The sequence below is a fragment of the Micromonospora sp. M42 genome (assembly GCF_000568915.1).
Taxonomy (GTDB): domain Bacteria; phylum Actinomycetota; class Actinomycetes; order Mycobacteriales; family Micromonosporaceae; genus Micromonospora; species Micromonospora chalcea.
Window position 1 is genome coordinate 732,491 of sequence record NZ_KK037233.1, and the last position, 15,808, is coordinate 748,298.

At 74.8% G+C, this 15,808-nt stretch carries 16 protein-coding genes and 1 pseudogene; 8 read left to right on the forward strand and 9 right to left on the reverse strand.

The annotated features are described in order from the left end of the window. On the reverse strand, window positions 1–1,021 hold a 1,021-nt coding region (locus tag MCBG_RS02950), incomplete at its 3' end, for an SMP-30/gluconolactonase/LRE family protein (protein WP_043323676.1). A gap of 173 nt (window positions 1,022–1,194) precedes the next feature. Between MCBG_RS02950 and MCBG_RS02955 the strand changes: the two genes are divergently transcribed. Further along, window positions 1,195–1,593, forward strand: coding sequence for an STAS domain-containing protein (locus MCBG_RS02955; RefSeq protein WP_043323678.1), 399 nt, complete (start codon window positions 1,195–1,197; stop codon window positions 1,591–1,593). Window positions 1,594–1,667: 74 nt separating this feature from the next. On the opposite strand, the gene MCBG_RS02960 is transcribed toward MCBG_RS02955, so the two are convergent. Both MCBG_RS02960 and MCBG_RS02965 read right to left on the reverse strand, forming a co-directional pair. Beyond that, window positions 1,668–2,036 (reverse strand): FKBP-type peptidyl-prolyl cis-trans isomerase, encoded by a 369-nt coding sequence (locus MCBG_RS02960; RefSeq protein ID WP_030499930.1) that lies wholly within the window; start codon window positions 2,034–2,036, stop codon window positions 1,668–1,670. 154 nt (window positions 2,037–2,190) lie between these two features. Beyond that, window positions 2,191–2,772: a hypothetical protein gene (locus MCBG_RS02965; protein WP_369799256.1), complete on the reverse strand. Its 582-nt coding sequence runs from the start codon at window positions 2,770–2,772 to the stop codon at window positions 2,191–2,193. Between the two features lie 217 nt (window positions 2,773–2,989). Between MCBG_RS02965 and MCBG_RS02970 the strand changes: the two genes are divergently transcribed. Next, entirely contained in the window at window positions 2,990–3,688 is a 699-nt protein-coding gene (locus MCBG_RS02970) for a CBS domain-containing protein (RefSeq protein ID WP_030499932.1), read from the forward strand. A 12-nt stretch (window positions 3,689–3,700) separates the two neighbouring features. Here the strand turns inward: MCBG_RS02970 and MCBG_RS02975 are convergent. Together MCBG_RS02975 and MCBG_RS02980 are read right to left on the reverse strand one after the other, a co-directional pair. Continuing rightward, window positions 3,701–4,421 (reverse strand): annotated as a pseudogene (locus tag MCBG_RS02975) (helical backbone metal receptor). Window positions 4,422–4,447: 26 nt separating this feature from the next. After that, window positions 4,448–5,539 carry a DICT sensory domain-containing protein gene (locus MCBG_RS02980; protein ID WP_043323680.1) on the reverse strand — a complete coding sequence of 364 codons (1,092 nt, stop codon included), beginning with the start codon at window positions 5,537–5,539 and terminating at the stop codon, window positions 4,448–4,450. A 131-nt stretch (window positions 5,540–5,670) separates the two neighbouring features. On the opposite strand from MCBG_RS02980, the gene MCBG_RS02985 reads away from it, so the two are divergent. The 3 genes from MCBG_RS02985 (at window position 5,671) to MCBG_RS35000 (ending at window position 8,099) form a co-directional block, all read left to right on the forward strand. Then, window positions 5,671–6,537 (forward strand): hypothetical protein, encoded by an 867-nt coding sequence (locus MCBG_RS02985; protein ID WP_043323681.1) that lies wholly within the window; start codon window positions 5,671–5,673, stop codon window positions 6,535–6,537. 270 nt (window positions 6,538–6,807) lie between these two features. Beyond that, complete coding sequence (locus MCBG_RS02990) at window positions 6,808–7,962, forward strand: hypothetical protein (protein WP_369799257.1); 1,155 nt, start codon at window positions 6,808–6,810, stop codon at window positions 7,960–7,962. Beyond that, window positions 7,956–8,099, forward strand: coding sequence for a hypothetical protein (locus tag MCBG_RS35000; protein ID WP_369799258.1), 144 nt, complete (start codon window positions 7,956–7,958; stop codon window positions 8,097–8,099). The genes MCBG_RS02990 and MCBG_RS35000 overlap by 7 nt, the downstream gene beginning before the upstream one ends. Window positions 8,100–8,333: 234 nt before the next feature. Here the strand turns inward: MCBG_RS35000 and MCBG_RS02995 are convergent, their stop codons facing one another. Then, window positions 8,334–8,681, reverse strand: a complete 348-nt coding sequence (locus MCBG_RS02995) for a histone-like nucleoid-structuring protein Lsr2 (protein WP_043330078.1) — start codon at window positions 8,679–8,681, stop codon at window positions 8,334–8,336. A 245-nt stretch (window positions 8,682–8,926) separates the two neighbouring features. Here MCBG_RS02995 and lon point away from each other — a divergent pair, with 245 nt between their 5' ends. Then, a complete protein-coding gene (lon, locus tag MCBG_RS03000) occupies window positions 8,927–11,263 on the forward strand; it encodes an endopeptidase La (protein WP_043323683.1) in 2,337 nt (778 codons plus the stop codon). 60 nt (window positions 11,264–11,323) lie between these two features. Here the strand turns inward: lon and MCBG_RS03005 are convergent, their stop codons facing one another. The 3 genes from MCBG_RS03005 to MCBG_RS33565 all read right to left on the reverse strand — a co-directional run bounded on the left by MCBG_RS03005 (window position 11,324) and on the right by MCBG_RS33565 (window position 14,503). After that, window positions 11,324–13,081, reverse strand: coding sequence for a DEAD/DEAH box helicase (locus MCBG_RS03005; RefSeq protein WP_043323686.1), 1,758 nt, complete (start codon window positions 13,079–13,081; stop codon window positions 11,324–11,326). Window positions 13,082–13,199: 118 nt separating this feature from the next. Continuing rightward, window positions 13,200–14,027, reverse strand: coding sequence for a hypothetical protein (locus MCBG_RS03010; RefSeq protein WP_043323688.1), 828 nt, complete (start codon window positions 14,025–14,027; stop codon window positions 13,200–13,202). Between the two features lie 248 nt (window positions 14,028–14,275). Continuing rightward, window positions 14,276–14,503, reverse strand: a complete 228-nt coding sequence (locus tag MCBG_RS33565) for a hypothetical protein (RefSeq protein ID WP_223201026.1) — start codon at window positions 14,501–14,503, stop codon at window positions 14,276–14,278. Here MCBG_RS33565 and MCBG_RS31035 point away from each other — a divergent pair. Together MCBG_RS31035 and MCBG_RS03025 are read left to right on the forward strand one after the other, a co-directional pair. Continuing rightward, entirely contained in the window at window positions 14,502–15,305 is an 804-nt protein-coding gene (locus MCBG_RS31035; RefSeq protein ID WP_223201027.1) for a sensor histidine kinase, read from the forward strand. The two genes, MCBG_RS33565 and MCBG_RS31035, sit on opposite strands and share 2 nt — an antisense overlap. Further along, on the forward strand, window positions 15,302–15,808 hold a 507-nt coding region (locus tag MCBG_RS03025), incomplete at its 3' end, for a response regulator (RefSeq protein WP_043323691.1). The genes MCBG_RS31035 and MCBG_RS03025, both read left to right, overlap by 4 nt.

A 15,808-nucleotide genomic window follows, 5' to 3' on the forward strand; every position in this document is an offset into this window, starting at 1 on the left:
TCAGTCCAGGTCGACGCGGGGCCACCCCGGCCGCGGTCAGGCTGCCCAGCCAGAGCCGGCGGCCGTGCTGCCGCACGCCGGTGACCATCGGGTACGCCCCGCTCGGACCGTGCAGCGTCCGCAGCACCCGCCCCGCGCCGTCGACCAGCGCGACCAGCCCGTAACGGCGCGGCCGGGGCTGCACCGCGCCGGGCAGCAGCGCGACGATCTGGCGTACGCGCGGATGCGGCAGCAGCCGTTCCATCGCCGCCAGCCGAGGGCTGGGCAACGCGACCCAGTACGTCCCGTCACCCACCGCGGAGATGTTGTCCGGGTACGCCGGCAGGTCGGTCAGCACCGTGGCCCGCCCGCCCGGCAGGTCGATCCGGAGCAGCCGGTGGGTGGCGGTCTCGGCGAGCATCAGCGCCGACTCGTCCGGGGTGAGCGCCAGCCCGTTGGGGAAGTAGAGCCCGTCGGCCACCACGTCGGTGCGCCCGGTGCGCCTGTCGTAGGCCAGCACCCGCCCGTTGGGCCGGTGCTCCAGCAGGTCCCGCTTCCAGTGCGACAGCGGGAAGCGGTCGGAGGAGTCGGTGAAGTAGACGGTGCCGTCGCTCGCGACCGCCGCGTTGTCGGCCAGGTGCACCGGCGGGGCGGTCCCGGTCAGCTCGTGCACCGCGCCGGCGGGGTCGACCCGCAGCAGTCCCCGGTACGCGTCGCAGACGAGCAGCCCGCCGTCGGCCGGGTCCCGTTCGATGCCCAGCGGCCGTCCGCCGGTCTCGGCCAGAAGCGTGGGCCGGGTGCCGGCCGGCGCGTCGGCGGGCCACCACCAGAGCCGGCCGTCCTCGTCGCCGCTGACCACCCGGCCGTCGGCGTCGACCACCACGTCCTCCGGCCCGTGCCCGCCGGCCGGCAACGGCAGCAGGTCGGCCCGGTCGAGCCGGGTGTCGGCGGGCGTCCAGGGCCCGGTCAGCGGCGGCGGCACGGTCGCCGGCTCGCGGACCGGCCGGATCAGCAGGGGCGCACGCGGGCGGGGGACGGCCATCGGCTCATTGTGGCCCGGCGGCGTCGCGAAGGGCAGTGCCCGACGGCGTTTCGCGCCCGTGGCGCGGCGGCTGCGGGATGACCCTGAGACGGCTCGGGGTCGGTTCCCGGACAGTACCCGGAACCCCTCCGCGAGGCCCGGAAATGTCGGTGGGGCCGGGTAGGTTTGGCCGCATGGTACACAGCGTTGAGCGCTTCCACGTGGCGATGGACGTGCACGATCACGTGGTCCAGCTGCGTCCGGTCGGCGAGATCGACATCGCCACCGTGACGGCGTTCCGGGCCGCGCTCTGGGCCGCGCCGGCGCGGCCGGTGCTGCGGGTCGACCTGTCGGGTGTGCGGCTGCTGTCCGCCGCCGGGGTCCGCGCGCTCGTCGCCACCCACCTGCGGGTCCGGGCCCGCGGTGGCGAGCTGGTGCTCGTCGACCCCGACCCGGTGGTGGCCCGGGTGCTGCGGGTGACCGGCCTGCACCGGGTGCTCCCGGTGCGCTGCTCCGACCGCTCGCAGGACGTGCCGAGTCGTGCCCACGACCGGTCCGGCCGCACCCACGAGATGGTGGCGTGCGCGGCCTGAACGGGAGCGGGCCGCCGGGCACACGACGGGCCGCCGGCGCGAGTGCCGACGGCCCGACGTGAACGGCGCTGCGCTCAGCGCACGCCGAGCAGGTCCACCACGAAGACGAGCGTCTCGTTCGGCTTGATGACGCCGCCGGCGCCGCGGGCGCCGTAGCCCAGGTGCGGCGGGATGGTGAGCTTGCGCCGGCCGCCGACCTTCATGCCGACGACGCCCTGGTCCCAGCCGGCGATGACCTGGCCGCCGCCGAGCGGGAACTCGAACGTCTCACCCCGGTTCCACGAGGCGTCGAACTCGCGGCCGTTCGAGTGGGCCACGCCCACGTAGTGCACGCTCACCAGTTGGCCCGGGCGGGCCTCCGGGCCGTCGCCGACGGTGATGTCCTCGACGACCAGATCCGCGGGCGGCGCGCCCTCGATCGGGCCGACCTGGGGCTTGTCCATGAACGGTCTCCTCGGTGCTGACGGTGTGGTCACCGTCGATCCTGCCGGATCGCGACCGGCCGATACGCGCCGGTCCCCGCACACCGGCGTGGCGGGGACACGAGAAGGGGGCGGGCGCCGCCTGTCGGCGACGCCCGCCCCGCAGCGGGCTGGTTCACTTCAGCCAGGGGAGACGCTGGACCAGGGGGAGCTTCGCCCAGATCCGGCCGAGGCCGAGGGTGTTGCCGGCGCCCACCAGGGCGAGACCGGCCAACAGGCCCGCGTAGATGAGGTGGTCGTCCATGAAGGGGTTGTTCGCCGGGGGCAGCACGGCCGTCCACATCAGGACCAGGAGCAGTCCGCCGGCCACGGCGGCGATCCGGATGCCGATGCCGAGCATCAGCGCGACACCGATGCCGAGCAGGCCGAGCATGAACAGCGTGTCCGCCCAGGCCGCGCCGGCGATGTTCCGGTAGAGGTCCGCGAACGGGCCCTCGACCGCGTTGCCCAGGAAGCCCTTGGTCGGGCTGCCGCCGTTGATCCAGGCGTTCTTCGCCGCAGTCTCGTGGCCGAGGCCGAACATCTTGTCGAGGAAGGCCCAGAGGAAGATCCAGCCCAGCGCGAGCCGCAGGCCGGCCCACACGTACCGGGTGGCCTTCTGCCGGGTGGTCTCGATGTGCGCCGCCGGAGCGGTGGTGGCGGCGGGGGTCCGCTTGACGGCGGGGGTCCGCTCGATTGTCGCGGTCATGGTCTCCACGTCCCTTCCTGTGCCTCGCACCGCGCTTCCCGGTGGCACATTCATTCCACCGCCGCGCCGCCTCCCGGAGCAGGGCCTACCGGTGCCCTGATGACCGGGTCATTGGTCCCGTCCGTACCCGGTCCGGTCGGCCCCTCCCCGCCGGTCCGCCGCCCCTGACCAGGGCGTTTGCGGCGGCCTATCGTCGCAGGTGAAGGCCCGGTACGAGGAGGTCGTGATGAGGACGTGGCAGGTGGCCGACGTGATGACCAGGGACGTCGCGGCGGTGACGGAGCAGACCCCGTACCGCGAGATCGTCGACGTGCTGGTGCGTAAGCGGATCAGCGGCGTGCCGGTGGTCGACTCGTTCCACCGGGTGCTCGGCGTGATCTCCGAGGCGGACCTGCTGCACAAGGTGGAGCGGGCCGGTCACCCGGACGAGCGCCGGGTGTTCGAGGGGCGGCGGCGCCGTACCGCCCGGGAGAAGGCCGACGCGCTGGTGGCCGGGGACCTGATGACCGCACCGGCGGTCACCACCCACGAGCGCGCCTCGCTGGCCGCGACGGCCCGGCTGATGGACCGCGAGGCGGTCAAGCGGGTGCCGGTGCTGGACGACCTGGGCCGGCTGTCCGGCATCGTCACCCGTGGTGACCTGCTCCGGGTGCACCTGCGTACCGACGCGGAGATCCGCGAGGAGGTGGTGCACGAGGTGCTGCGCCGGGTGCTGTCGGTCCGCGACGGCCTGGTCACGGTGCAGGTCCGCGGCGGCGAGGTCACCATGGACGGCCGGCTGGACCGGCGCAGCGCCGTCGAGCTCGCCGGCCGCCTGGCCGGACAGGTCGCGGGCGTGGTCGCCGTGCACAACGCGATCGGGTACGACCTGGACGACACCACGCTGATGGAGCTGGACCCGGTGCACGCCACCCCGGTCGCCTGAGCGTGCCGGGGGTCAGGCGGTGGCGCTCGCGAGCTGGGCGGCGAGCAGCGCCGGGGCCTCGGCCAGCGACGGGCCGTACCAGGTGAGGTGCCGGCCGGACACCAGCGCCGCCGGCACCCCCGGGAAACGCCTCCGGCCCGTCGTCGGCGGTGAACCGGTACGGCTCGTCGGGCAGCACCACCAGCTCCGGCGACCGGGCGCGCAGCTCGTCGAGACTGGGCCGGGGATAGCGTTCCGCGTCCCCGGCCCAGCCGTTGAGCACGCCGAGCCGGGCCAGCACGTCCCCGGCGAACGTGTCCCGGCCGAGCACCACCCATGGGCGCCGCCACACCGGCACCACAGCGGTGCGGACGCGCGCCGGCGTGCCCAGGGCCGCCCAGGCGCGACGGGCCGCCGTCAGCCACGGCGGCTCGGCCGACGCGCCGAGCGCGACCACCAGCTCGCCGAGCTGGTCGAGCGCCTCCGGCACGGTACGCGGGAACGTGACCCGCACCGGCGCCCCGGCCGCGCGCAACGCCTCGGCGTCGGCCAGCCGGTTCTCCTCCTCGTTGAGCAGCACCAGATCCGGCTTGAGGGCGAGCACCCGGTCCAGGTCCGGATACTTCGTCCCGCCGACCCGGGCGACGTCCAGCCCGGCCGGATGGGTGCACCAGTCGGTCGCCCCGACCAGCACCTCCGGGCGGGTGGCCGCCACCGCCTCGGTCAGCGACGGCACCAGCGACACCACCCGCACGGCGTGTTCTCCCCTCGTACCGCGGATCAGCGGGCCGGCGCGGTCGCGGCGTCGGCCGTCTCCGGCGGCAGGCCCGCCACCGGCAGGCCCTTGCGGGCCGCCCAGTCGACGGCGGCGCGTAGGTCCGCGGTGGGCAGCGGCCGCCGGGTGCTCACCCCGACCGCCGCGTGCATCGTGTAAACCAGGAACGGGTACGACTTGGCGAGCGCGGCGATCGCGTCGTGCAGGCGGCGCACCACCTCGAGCGCGGCCGGCTCGTCCAGCCCGGGCAGCAGGAGCTGGTACTCGTTCTCGGCGACCCGCAGCGCGCGGTCGACCGGGCGCAGCGCGCCGGTGACGGCGGCGAGCACGGCATGGCCCTCCCGGGCGCCGTTGCGCCGGCCGAATCGTTCCGGCGAGCCGGGCGGCTCGTCCACCCGCAGGCCGACCAGCGCCACCGGCAGCGTGCCTGAGGCGGTCACCCCGTCCATGCCGGCCCACCGGCGCAGGCCCGGCTCGTCCAGGAACGCCTCGGCCGGCTGGACCGGCGGCGTGACCCGGTCGGCGCGGCGGGCCAGCAGCCGCAGCGCCGCCTCGGCGCGCGGCTCGCCCGGTCCGGCCGGGATGTCGCGCACCCGGGCGATCGCCTCGTCCAGCGCCGTGCGCGCCTCGGCGGGCAGCCGCTCGGCGAGTTGTTCGCGCAGCCGGATGGCCTCGTGCAGCGCCTCGTCCCGGCGGAATCCCCAGCGGCCGTCGAAGAGCCGGCCGGCTTCCAGCGTCGGCGCGGGCGTCGCCTCGGCGCGGTCGTGGGCCACGAGGGTGGCGCCGAACCGGGGGCTCAGCACCACCACGCTCCACTCGCGGGCCAGCTCCTCCGCCTCGTCGAGCGTCACGCCGTACGTGCGCTCGGGCAGGTCGGGCGGCGGGCCGCCGACCATCGCCACCACCGTCGCCGCGGCGCGGCCGGCGATGCGCCGGTAGACCTCGCGCTCCCGGTCGAAGTACGGCAGCCGCTGGAACAGGGCGAACACGATCAGCGGGCCGTCCTCGGCCTCGGCGAGCGCGGCCCGCTCGATGGCGTGGGAGAGGGCGACGAGACTGCGTTTGGTGAACTGCTCCGGGGTCCGTCCGCTGTGCACGGGCAGAGCCTAGAGGCACGGACGCGGCTGCGCACCGGTCGGCGGGCCCCGGCGTGCTCCACCGCACCGCCGGGGCGGACGCCCGACGCCCTACACTCGGGCGTCGACCGGACGACGGGGGGCGGGGCGAGATGACGAACACCGGCAGCGTGACCGCCTCCTGGCTGCGGCCGGTCCCGTCCGGCGCGACGCCGTGCCTGACCCGCCACGGGCACGTCGGGTACGCCGGTCGGCGGCTCGGCGAGCTGGTGCAGGGCCGTCCGCCGGGGGTCACCGGCAACCAGTGGAGCACGGCCGGACGGGCGCCGCTGGACCTGGTGGTCGGCGCCGCCGACACCGGCCTGCCGCGCTTCGCGGTGCGGTTCACCGCGCCCGCGTCCGACGGGTCGCCCGCCCGCCGGGAGGAACGGCTGACCGACGCGGTGTCCGCCGCCGTCGGCCTGCCGCTGCTGCGGGTCGAGTCACCGACGCTGCGCGGCGCCGATCACGTCCGCCGCTTCGTCGAGTACGTCCTGGACGCGCGGGCCTACGCCGAGGGCACCGACCCGGACGCCGGGGACGCGGTCGGCTTCCGGGACATCATCGGCCGGCTGCCGGACGGCCGGCGTGGACCGGTGAACGACCTCGGGGCGCTCGCGCGGGTCGAGGCGGTCGAGGCGTACGTGGCCGGCCGGATCGCCGACCCGATCGTGCGCGGGCTGCACGTGCGCTGGACCGGCGGCCCGGCGGAGGGCTGGTGCTGGGTCGAGGTGCGGCCCGGCGGCTGCCTGCTGGAGCGGGTACGGCTGACGTCGCGGGGATTCTCCTGCGGCGTGGACCCGGGCCGGCTCGCCGAGGACCTGGCCGCGATGGCGCTGGGGGAGCGACTGCGCGATCTCGACGCCGCCGGGGCGTCTCTGGTGGACCGGGAGGAGCTTCGCGGTCGGGTGCGCGCGCTCGCGGCCCGGCGGGACTCCTTCGACGGCGGCTTCGCCTTCGACCACCTCTGCGCGGACTGAACCCTTCCTGGCCGCGGCGCCGAGCCGACCCCGGCCCGGCACGTCCCGATTTTTTTCGATCTCCGGTTGAACCTTCGCCGACGGCGCTCCGTACCTCATCGGGAATGGACGCAGACTTCCCCGCCGCGCCCGGACGGCGCGGAGACGATGCGGAAAGGGCATCGTCGGCCATCGACGCGCGACCCGAGCGTCGCAGTGATCTCACACCCCGAATTCATCGGTCCGCCGGGATCACCAGTCAACTACCGGATCGAGAAGGAGAGCAATTCGATGCGCAGGTCCACACGGGCGCGCCGGTCATCCGGTAACGCGCGGAGCAAGCGGGTGCTGGCAGTGGTCGGCACGCTCGCGGTCTTCGGCGGCATCGTGGCCGTCACCCAGATCTCGTCCGCCCAGGACCGGCGGACGACCACGCGCGCCGCCTCGGCGTCCTGTGTGCCCGCCAGCCCGGGGGCGACCGCCCCGGACGGCCAGGGCAGCAGCACCCGTACCTGGCAGAACGGCCGCTGGGTCCGTAACCACTGGGGCGACGGCCAGATGTCGCCGGCCGAGTGCCAGCAGACGACCGCGGGTGGCGCCGGCGCCGGCACTCCGACCGTGACCTGCCCGGACGTCCGGGGTCGGCTGCCGCAGGTGCCCGGCCGGGCCCGTGCCGAGGTGGATCGCGAGCTGGCGGCGCTGACGTCCCAGATCGCTGAGGCGAACCGGCGGCTCGCGGCGGAGGGCCGCAACGGCGGCGAGTTCATCAACAACGCGATCCTGGGTCCGCTCGCGGACAAGCGGACCGCGGCGCTGAACCGGATCGCCACCGCCATCGGCCGGTTCGGCCAGCGCCCGCAGGGGCTGGACCAGTTCGCCCGGTGCGCGTTGACCGACGTCCCCGGCAACGGTGGGGGTCAGAACGGCGGGGGTCAGAACGGCGGCAACAACAACGGCGGTCAGAACGGGGGCCAGAACGGCGGGAACAACGGCGGCGGGAACAACAACGGCGGCGGCCAGAACAACGGTGGCGGCAACGGGCTGAACGTGCTTGCCAAGGACTGCTCCGGCAGCCAGCTGCAGGGGCACGACGGCTTCCAGAACGGCAACCGGTGCGTCAGCACCGCGTTCGGTGAGGTGGGCGCCGCGGCGAACAATCCGTCGCTGCTGATCACGCAGTTCCCGAACCAGGTGCGGCGCAACCAGCCGTTCACGCTCCGGGTGACCACCAAGAACCTGGTGCGGGACCGCTTCCTCGCGGCCGGGCAGGGCGGCTACTACCTGGAGAGCTCGCTGCTCAACGGTCAGGGCCTGGTGCGCGGCCACTTCCACACCGCCTGCCGGATGCTCGGCAGCACCCGGCAGCCCCCGAACCCGCAGGACGTGCCGGCGTTCTTCGTCGCCACCGGCCCGACCCGGACCACTGTCAGCCGGACGACGTGCTGATCCAGATCCCGGGCCTGGCGCAGTCGGGCGTGGCGCAGTGTGCGGTCTGGGCCGGTGACGGCTCGCACCGCATCCCGATGATGGAGCGGGCGAACCAGACTCCCGCCATCGACGTGGTGCGCATCCGGGTCAACTGAGGACACGCGACGGCCGCGGCCGCCCGGGAACCGTCCGGGTGGCCGCGGCCGTGTCGTGTCCGCGTGGTGGGTACGCGAGGCGGGTCCGGCAGGGGAGCGTGGGAATCGTTCCGGGAAGAAGTTTCGTGCCGTCGGACTCCAGCCCGATGAAAGTCACCGACAACACAAAAGGCCGGCCGGGCGCTGCGATTTCTCAGCGTGACCCTGGGATACCCGACGGTGAGTGTTTAGCGCTCAGCGGTTCTTGTACGCCTCGACGACCGACACCGGGATGCGCCCGCGCTCGGAAATCTCGTACCCGTTCTTGGCTGCCCATTCGCGGATGGCGCGGTTCTGCTCGCGGTCCATTCCCGAGGTGCTCGGCCGGCCCGCGCGCCGGGTGGCGCGGGCGACCTCGGTGGCGCCGCGGCCGATCCGCCTGCCAGCGCTGATGTACGGGTCCAGCGCCTTGCGCAGTACGCCCGCGTTCTCGTCGGACACGTCGATCGTGTACGCCACGCCGTCCAGGCTGAACTCGACGGTCCGATCGGCCTTTCCGCCGTCGAGGTCGTCGGTCAGAACGGTGATTACTTTCCTTGCCATCGCCATTACTCCCTGTGTCGGGCGGGGTGTGCTAAGAGTCTGACTTACCTCACGGTAATTTCGCAACAATACCCGCCTCTTTGCATTCGGCGGGTCGTGCCAGGTAAGCGTCGCGGCCAATAGAGGACCGGTGCGCGAACAGGCGTCGGGAAGGCCGGACAGTGGCGTGGGTCACAACCCGGAACAAGGGACACCTTTTGTTACTTGAGCCAGACACGCTCAACCAACGTGATGGCAGGTGTCCGATGGCAACTCTTCCGGTACTTCCCCTGACCGACACCGTCCTGCTGCCCGGGATGGTCATCCCGGTCACCCTCGACCCGACCACCCAGGCCGCCGTCGACGCGGCCCGCGCCACCGGCGACAAGGAACTCCTGGCCGTGCCCCGCCTCGACGGCGAGTACGGCTCCGTCGGCGTGGTCGCCACGATCGAGAAGGTGGGCCGGCTGCCCAGCGGCGAGCCGGCCGCCGTGATCCGCGGTCTCGTCCGGGCCCGTATCGGCTCCGGCGTGCCCGGTCCCGGCGCCGCGCTCTGGGTCGAGGCCGCGACGCTCGACGAGCCCGCCCCGGCGGGCCGCGCCCGGGAACTCGCCCGCGAGTACCGCGCGCTCATGACCTCGGTGCTCCAGCAGCGCGGCGCCTGGCAGGTGATCGACGCGATGGAGCGGATGACGGACCTGTCCGAGCTGGCCGACTCGGCCGGCTACGCGCCCTGGCTCAGCCTGGCGCAGAAGACCGAGCTGCTCGCCGCGCCGGACGTCACCGCCCGGCTGGAGCTGCTGGTCGGCTGGGTGAAGGAGCACCTGGCCGAGCAGGAGGTCACCGAGCAGATCAACAGCGACGTGCGCGAAGGGCTGGAGAAGTCCCAGCGCGAGTTCCTGCTCCGCCAGCAGCTCGCCGCGATCCGCAAGGAACTCGGCGAGGACGAGCCCGACGGCTCCGCCGACTACCGCTCCCGGGTGGAGTCCGCCGACCTGCCGGAGAAGGTACGCGAGGCGGCGCTGCGCGAGGTCGGCAAGCTGGAACGGGCCAGTGACGCCTCACCCGAGGCGGGCTGGATCCGTACCTGGCTGGACACCGTGCTGGAGATGCCGTGGAGCACGCGTACCGCTGACAACACGGACCTGGCCGCGGCGCGGGTCGTGCTCGACGCCGACCACGCCGGCCTGGCCGACGTGAAGGACCGCATCCTGGAGTACCTCGCGGTGCGCAACCGGCGCGCGGAGCGCAACCTCGGCGTGGTCGGCGGACGCGGCTCCGGCGCGGTGCTGGCCCTGGCCGGCCCGCCCGGTGTCGGCAAGACCAGCCTCGGCGAGTCGGTCGCCCGGGCGCTGGGCCGCAACTTCGTCCGCGTCTCCCTCGGCGGTGTCCGGGACGAGGCGGAGATCCGCGGCCACCGGCGCACCTACGTCGGCGCGCTGCCCGGCCGGATCGTGCGGGCGCTGCGCGAGGCCGGCTCGATGAACCCGGTCGTGCTGCTCGACGAGGTCGACAAGCTGGCCGCCGGCTACTCCGGCGACCCGGCGGCGGCTCTGCTGGAGGTGCTCGACCCGGCGCAGAACCACACGTTCCGCGACCACTACCTGGAGGTCGACCTCGACCTGTCCGACGTGCTGTTCCTCGCCACCGCCAACGTGGTGGAGGCGATCCCCGGCCCGCTGCTGGACCGGATGGAGCTGGTCGCGCTGGACGGCTACACCGAGGACGAGAAGGTGGCCATCGCCCGCGACCACCTGCTGCCCCGGCAGCGGGAAAGGGCCGGGCTGACCGGGGAGGAGGTGAGCGTCGCCGACGACGCGCTGGCGCTGATCGCGGGCGAGTACACCCGGGAGGCCGGTGTCCGGCAGCTCGAACGGGCCCTGGCGAAGATCCTGCGCAAGGTGGCCGTCGCGCTCGCCACGGACGCCGCGCCGGTACACGTGGACGCCGGGAACCTGGCCCGCTACCTGGGCCGGCCGAAGTTCACCCCGGAGTCGGCCGAGCGGACCGCCGTGCCCGGCGTGGCGACCGGCCTGGCCGTCACCGGCGCCGGTGGCGACGTGCTGTTCATCGAGGCCACCACCATGGAGGGCGAGCCCGGGCTGACGCTCACCGGGCAGCTCGGCGACGTGATGAAGGAGTCCGCGCACATCGCGTGGTCGTACCTGCGATCGAACGGGCGGCGCTACGGGCTGGACCCGAACGCGCTGGCCGGGCGGCGGATCCACCTGCACGTCCCGGCGGGCGCGGTACCGAAGGACGGCCCGAGCGCCGGCATCACCATGGTGACCGCGCTGGCCTCACTGGTGACCGGGCGTCCGGTGCGGCCCGAGTTCGGGATGACCGGCGAGGTGACGCTCTCCGGCCGGGTGCTGCCGATCGGCGGGGTGAAGCAGAAGCTGCTCGCCGCGCACCGGGCCGGTCTCACCGAGGTGATCATCCCGAAGCGCAACGAGCCGGACCTGGACGACCTGCCGGCGCAGGTGCGGGAGGCGCTGACCGTGCACACCCTGTCCGACGTGGCGGACGTGCTCGCGCTGGCGCTGCGCCCAGCCGAACTCGACACGCAGGCGCTGGACGGCCCGGCGCTCGCCGCGGCCTGACGGCCGTCGCCCCGGCCACCGTACGCACGGTGGCCGGGGCGACGCCGTGTCCGCCCGCGCTCAGCGCCGGTCGCGCCGCTCGTAACCCCGGTCGCGGCGCTCACCGGAACCGTCGCCGTCCCGGTCCCGGCGTACGGTCGCCTTACGGCCCTTGATCGTGGTGCCCCGCAGCCCTGAGATGATCTCGTCGGCCACCGCCTGCGGCACCTCGACCAGCGAGAACCGGTCGGCGATCTCGATCGAGCCGATGTCCCGGCCACTGATCCGGGTCTCCCCGGTGATCGCGCCGACCAGGTCCTGCGGCCGTACCCCGGCGCGTCGGCCCAGCCCGATGAAGACCTGGGTGGTCCCCCCGGTACGCGGACGGCCCGGGCCCCGGCGCTCGCCCCGCCCACCGGTCTCCGGGCGGCCCTCGCGCGGGCCCCGGACCGGAACCTGCGGGATCTCCTCCTCGTCGTCCGAGCCGGGCGACGTCGCCTCGTGCGCCAGCTTCACCGCCGCCAGCGCCACCTCCACCAGGTCGAACTCGTCGGTCAGCGACTCGACGATCACCCGGTACGGGTCGAGGTCGTCCTCCAGCAGGCTCTCCCGCAGCGCGCCCTGGGTCAGCTCCAGCCGCCGGGTGCGCATGTCCGCCACCGTGGGGATCTTGTCGATGGTGATCCGCTGGCCGGTGACCCGCTCGATGGTCTTGAGCATCCGGTGCTCGCGCGGCTCGGCGAGCGTGATCGCCACACCCTCCCGCCCGGCCCGGCCGACCCGGCCGATCCGGTGCACGTACGACTCCGGCGCCGACGGGACGTCGTAGTTGACCACGTGGGTGAGCTGCTCGACGTCCAGCCCCCGGGCGGCCACGTCGGTGGCGACCAGCAGGTCCGCCGTACCGGCGCGCAGCCGGCCCATCACCCGGTCCCGCTGCTCCTGGCTCATCCCGCCGTGCAGCGCCTCGGCCCGGTAGCCCCGGCCGTTCATCGTCTCGGTGAGCCGGTCGACCTCCTCGCGGCTGCGGCAGAACACGATCGCCGCGGTCGGCGACTCCACGTCCAGCACCCGGCCCAGCGCGGCCGGCTTGTGCCCCCGGGCCACGATGTACGCGCTCTGCCGTACCCGGGGCGCCTCCCCGGCGACCGGCCGCTCCCGCTCGATCTGGATCCGGACCGGATCGGTCAGGTGCTGCCGGGCCAGCCCGTCGATGCGAGCCGGCATGGTGGCCGAGAACAGCACCGTCTGCCGGCCGGCCGGCGCGTGCTCCAGGATCGCCTCGATGTCCTCGGCGAAGCCCATGTCGAGCATCTCGTCCGCCTCGTCCAGCACCACCGTGGCCAGCGCGCCCAGCCGCAGCGTGCCCCGGGCGATGTGGTCCAGGGCCCGGCCCGGCGTCGCGACCACCACGTCGACCCCGTGGTCGAGCGCGCGCAGCTGCCGGCCGATCGGCTGCCCGCCGTAGATCGGCAGCACCCGGGCGCCCAGGTCCTTGCCGTAGCGGTGGAACGCCTCGGAGACCTGCACGGCCAGCTCACGGGTCGGCACCAGCACCAGCGACACCGGGTCGCCGTCCGGCCGTCCCACCGGCATCCGCTGCAGCAGCGGCAGCGCGAACGCGGCGGTCTTGCCCGTACCGGTCGCCGCCTGTCCCAGCAGATCCTGCCCGGCCAGCAGCGGGGGGATCGCCTCCCGCTGGATCGGGGTGGGTTCCTCGTAGCCGAGCGCGGCCAGCGCGCCCAGCAACTCGGTGCGCAGCCCGAGATCCGCGAAGGCGGTGGCGTCCTCGGCGTCGGCGGGAATGGCGGGGTCGGTCGGGGTCGGTGCGGCGGTCATGCGACAAGTTTTTCATCACCGCCGCGCGGCGGTCGCGGCGACCGGGCCAAACGTTCGCCGCGCCACCTGCGTGCCGTCCCCTCCGGGTGGTCCGGCGCGGCCCCGTGCCCCCGCCGGATCACCGGGACAGGACGGCCAGCAACGTGGTGACACCGACCGCGACGTCGAACACCGCGCACCACAGCGCGTACCCGCGCGGAACCACCGCGCCGGTGCGGTGGTACCAGGCGTCCCAGGCGGCGTGGACGAGCCAGCCCACCCCGACGAGCACCCCGGCGACGTCGGCGGAGGCGACCATCGCCCCGACCGCCAGGCCGCCCCACCCGGCCGCCCCGGCGAGCTGCGCGGCCAGCGCGCGCCGGTCGCCCCACTGCCGCCGCCAGGTGCCGATCAGCAGGTAGCCGGCCGGCAGGACCAGCAGCGTCCACGGCGCGAAGACGGTCGGCGCGAACCACATGTCCACGGTCATGAGCAGCGCCAGCCCGGCCGGCCACCCGCGCGCCACGGCTGCCGCGACCGGGTGTCGGCGGGGCGGCGCGGCGGACGTGTGCCGGTGCCGCAGCGCCACCAGCAGCATCGCCGGCACCATCAGCAGGTGGCCGCCGAGCAGCAGCGCGTCGTCGCCGACCCACCCCGCCCACCAGGGCGGGAGCAGCAGCAGGAACGGCACGTACATGGCCGCCGACATCTCCGCGGTGGCGGCCCGCCCGTACCCCCGGTGCCACATCCACGCGGCCATGCCCGCCGCCATGTTCGTCGCCATCACCAGCGCGCCCACGTCCGGCCGCGCCAGCACCGCCGCGCCGCCCAGCACGTCCGCGCCCACCCGCCACAGCGGCCCGAGCAGCACCATCCCGGCCAGCATCGCCACCACCATCGCGGCCAGGTGCCGCGTCCGCGCCCACCCGGCCCACCGCCGGGGTACGACCACAGTCATCTCCGTCATGCCCCGACCCTGCCGCCGCCGGGCGCACCGGAGAAGGCGCGTCAGTCATCGGGAAACCGTGCGGATCGCACGGCCCGACCGTGACGTTTCTCAGGAGTGGGCGGACCGGTGCACGCCCTAGGATCAGCGGGCATGAGCGTCGATCCGGCGGACCACCGGCTGCGCCGGGCCCGGCGGGTCACGCTGCTGTCGCTGGCCACGAACGTGTGGACGACGGGCTGCTGCCAGCGGTCGGACTGGCCGTCGTTTTACAAAAGGTACGCGTCGCGCTCGGCGCCGCCGGACTGCTCGTGTTCACCGCCGCCCAGGTCGCGGTGCTGCACGCCGCCGTCACGCCGTGGCTGCCCGTGCCGGCGCGCCGCCGCCGGCACGCCGCGCTGACCGTGGCGGCGCTGCTCAGCCTGCCGCTGCTCGGCCCCGGTCGCGGCCGGCTCCTGGCCCACCTGGGCGTGGCTCGGCGCATCACTGGTCGGCATGACGCCGCTGCTGTTCCGGCCCGTCGTGGCGGCGGTGGCGGCGGCCGGCGTCCTCGCGGCGTCCGCGGCCGTCACCTGGTGGACCGATGGCCCGCTGACCACGGCGCTGCTGGTCACCGGCCTGGTGGGGGCCGGGACAGCCGCGCTCACCTGGGTCCAGGTCTGGTTCTGGGACCTGCTGGTCGAGGCCCGGCAGGGGCAGGCCGCCCAGGCCCGGCTGGCCGCCGCCGAGGAACGGCTGCGCTTCGCCCGGGACGTGCACGACCTGCTCGGCCACGACCTGACGGTGATCGCGCTGAAGGCCGAGCTGGCCGAGCGGCTGGCGCCGACCGACCCGGACCGGGCCGCCCGGGAGGCGGCGCAGGCGCGGCGGCTCGCCGCAACGGCGCTGACCCGGGTACGCGCGGCGGTGCACGGCTACCGCGCCGTCGACCTGGCCGAGCAGGCCGCCGCGGTGGGGGAGGTGCTGCGCTCCAGCGGCGTACGCACGACTGTGGTCCCGCCGTCCGGCGACGTGCCCGGGCCGGTCGCCGCCGACCTGGCCGCCGTGCTGCGTGAGGCCGGGACGAACGTGCTGCGGCACAGCCGGGCCGGCTGGTGCCGGATCGAGATCACCCGGGAGGACACGGCGGTGACGCTGACCGTACGCAACGACGGCGTGCGTGACGGCGACGGCCCGGACCGGCTCAGCGGCGGCCTGCGCGGCCTGTCCGACCGGCTCGCCCCGGTCGGCGGCCGGGTCCGGGCGGACGCCGCCGACGGCGTGTTCAGCCTGGTCGCGACCGTGCCGGTGGCGCGATGATCCGGGTGCTGCTGGCCGACGACGAGGAGCTGATCCGGCTCGCCCTCGCCGCGCTGCTCGACCTGGAGCCGGACATCGAGGTGGTGGCGCACGCGGGCGACGGGCGCGCGGCCCTGGACGCGGCGCTGGCTCACCGCCCGGACGTCGCCGTGCTCGACCTGGAGATGCCGGCGCCCGGCGGGGTGGAGGTCGCCGCCGAGCTGACCCGGGCGCTGCCCGGCTGCGCCCCGGTGATCCTCACCGGACACGGCCGCCCCGCCCAGCTCCGGCCGGCGCTGGCCGCCGGAGTGCGCGGCTTCCTCGCCAAGGGCGCTCCCGGCGGCGCGCTGGCCGACGTGATCCGCCGCGTGCACTCCGGCGCCCGGTACGTCGATCCGGCGCTCGCGGCCGACGCGCTCACCCTGCCCGAGTGCCCGTTGACGCCGCGCGAGCTGGAGACGCTGCGCCTGGCTGAGCTGGGCACCCCGGTCGCGGTGATCGCCCGGCGTACCCACCTGGCCGCC

Excerpts from the sequence above, each read along its gene's own strand:
- MCBG_RS03005 (WP_043323686.1), bottom strand. The coding sequence starts at position 13,081 with ATGACCGCCGCACCGACCCCGACCGACCCCGCCATTCCCGCCGACGCC.
- MCBG_RS02995 (WP_043330078.1), bottom strand. The coding sequence starts at position 8,681 with ATGGCAAGGAAAGTAATCACCGTTCTGACCGACGACCTCGACGGCGGA.
- MCBG_RS31035 (WP_223201027.1), top strand. The coding sequence starts at position 14,502 with ATGACGCCGCTGCTGTTCCGGCCCGTCGTGGCGGCGGTGGCGGCGGCC.
- MCBG_RS02955 (WP_043323678.1), top strand. The coding sequence starts at position 1,195 with ATGGTACACAGCGTTGAGCGCTTCCACGTGGCGATGGACGTGCACGAT.
- MCBG_RS33565 (WP_223201026.1), bottom strand. The coding sequence starts at position 14,503 with ATGCCGACCAGTGATGCGCCGAGCCACGCCCAGGTGGGCCAGGAGCCG.
- MCBG_RS03010 (WP_043323688.1), bottom strand. The coding sequence starts at position 14,027 with ATGACGGAGATGACTGTGGTCGTACCCCGGCGGTGGGCCGGGTGGGCG.
- MCBG_RS02970 (WP_030499932.1), top strand. The coding sequence starts at position 2,990 with ATGAGGACGTGGCAGGTGGCCGACGTGATGACCAGGGACGTCGCGGCG.
- MCBG_RS02990 (WP_369799257.1), top strand. The coding sequence starts at position 6,808 with ATGCGCAGGTCCACACGGGCGCGCCGGTCATCCGGTAACGCGCGGAGC.
- lon (WP_043323683.1), top strand. The coding sequence starts at position 8,927 with ATGGCAACTCTTCCGGTACTTCCCCTGACCGACACCGTCCTGCTGCCC.
- MCBG_RS02960 (WP_030499930.1), bottom strand. The coding sequence starts at position 2,036 with ATGGACAAGCCCCAGGTCGGCCCGATCGAGGGCGCGCCGCCCGCGGAT.
- MCBG_RS02985 (WP_043323681.1), top strand. The coding sequence starts at position 5,671 with ATGACGAACACCGGCAGCGTGACCGCCTCCTGGCTGCGGCCGGTCCCG.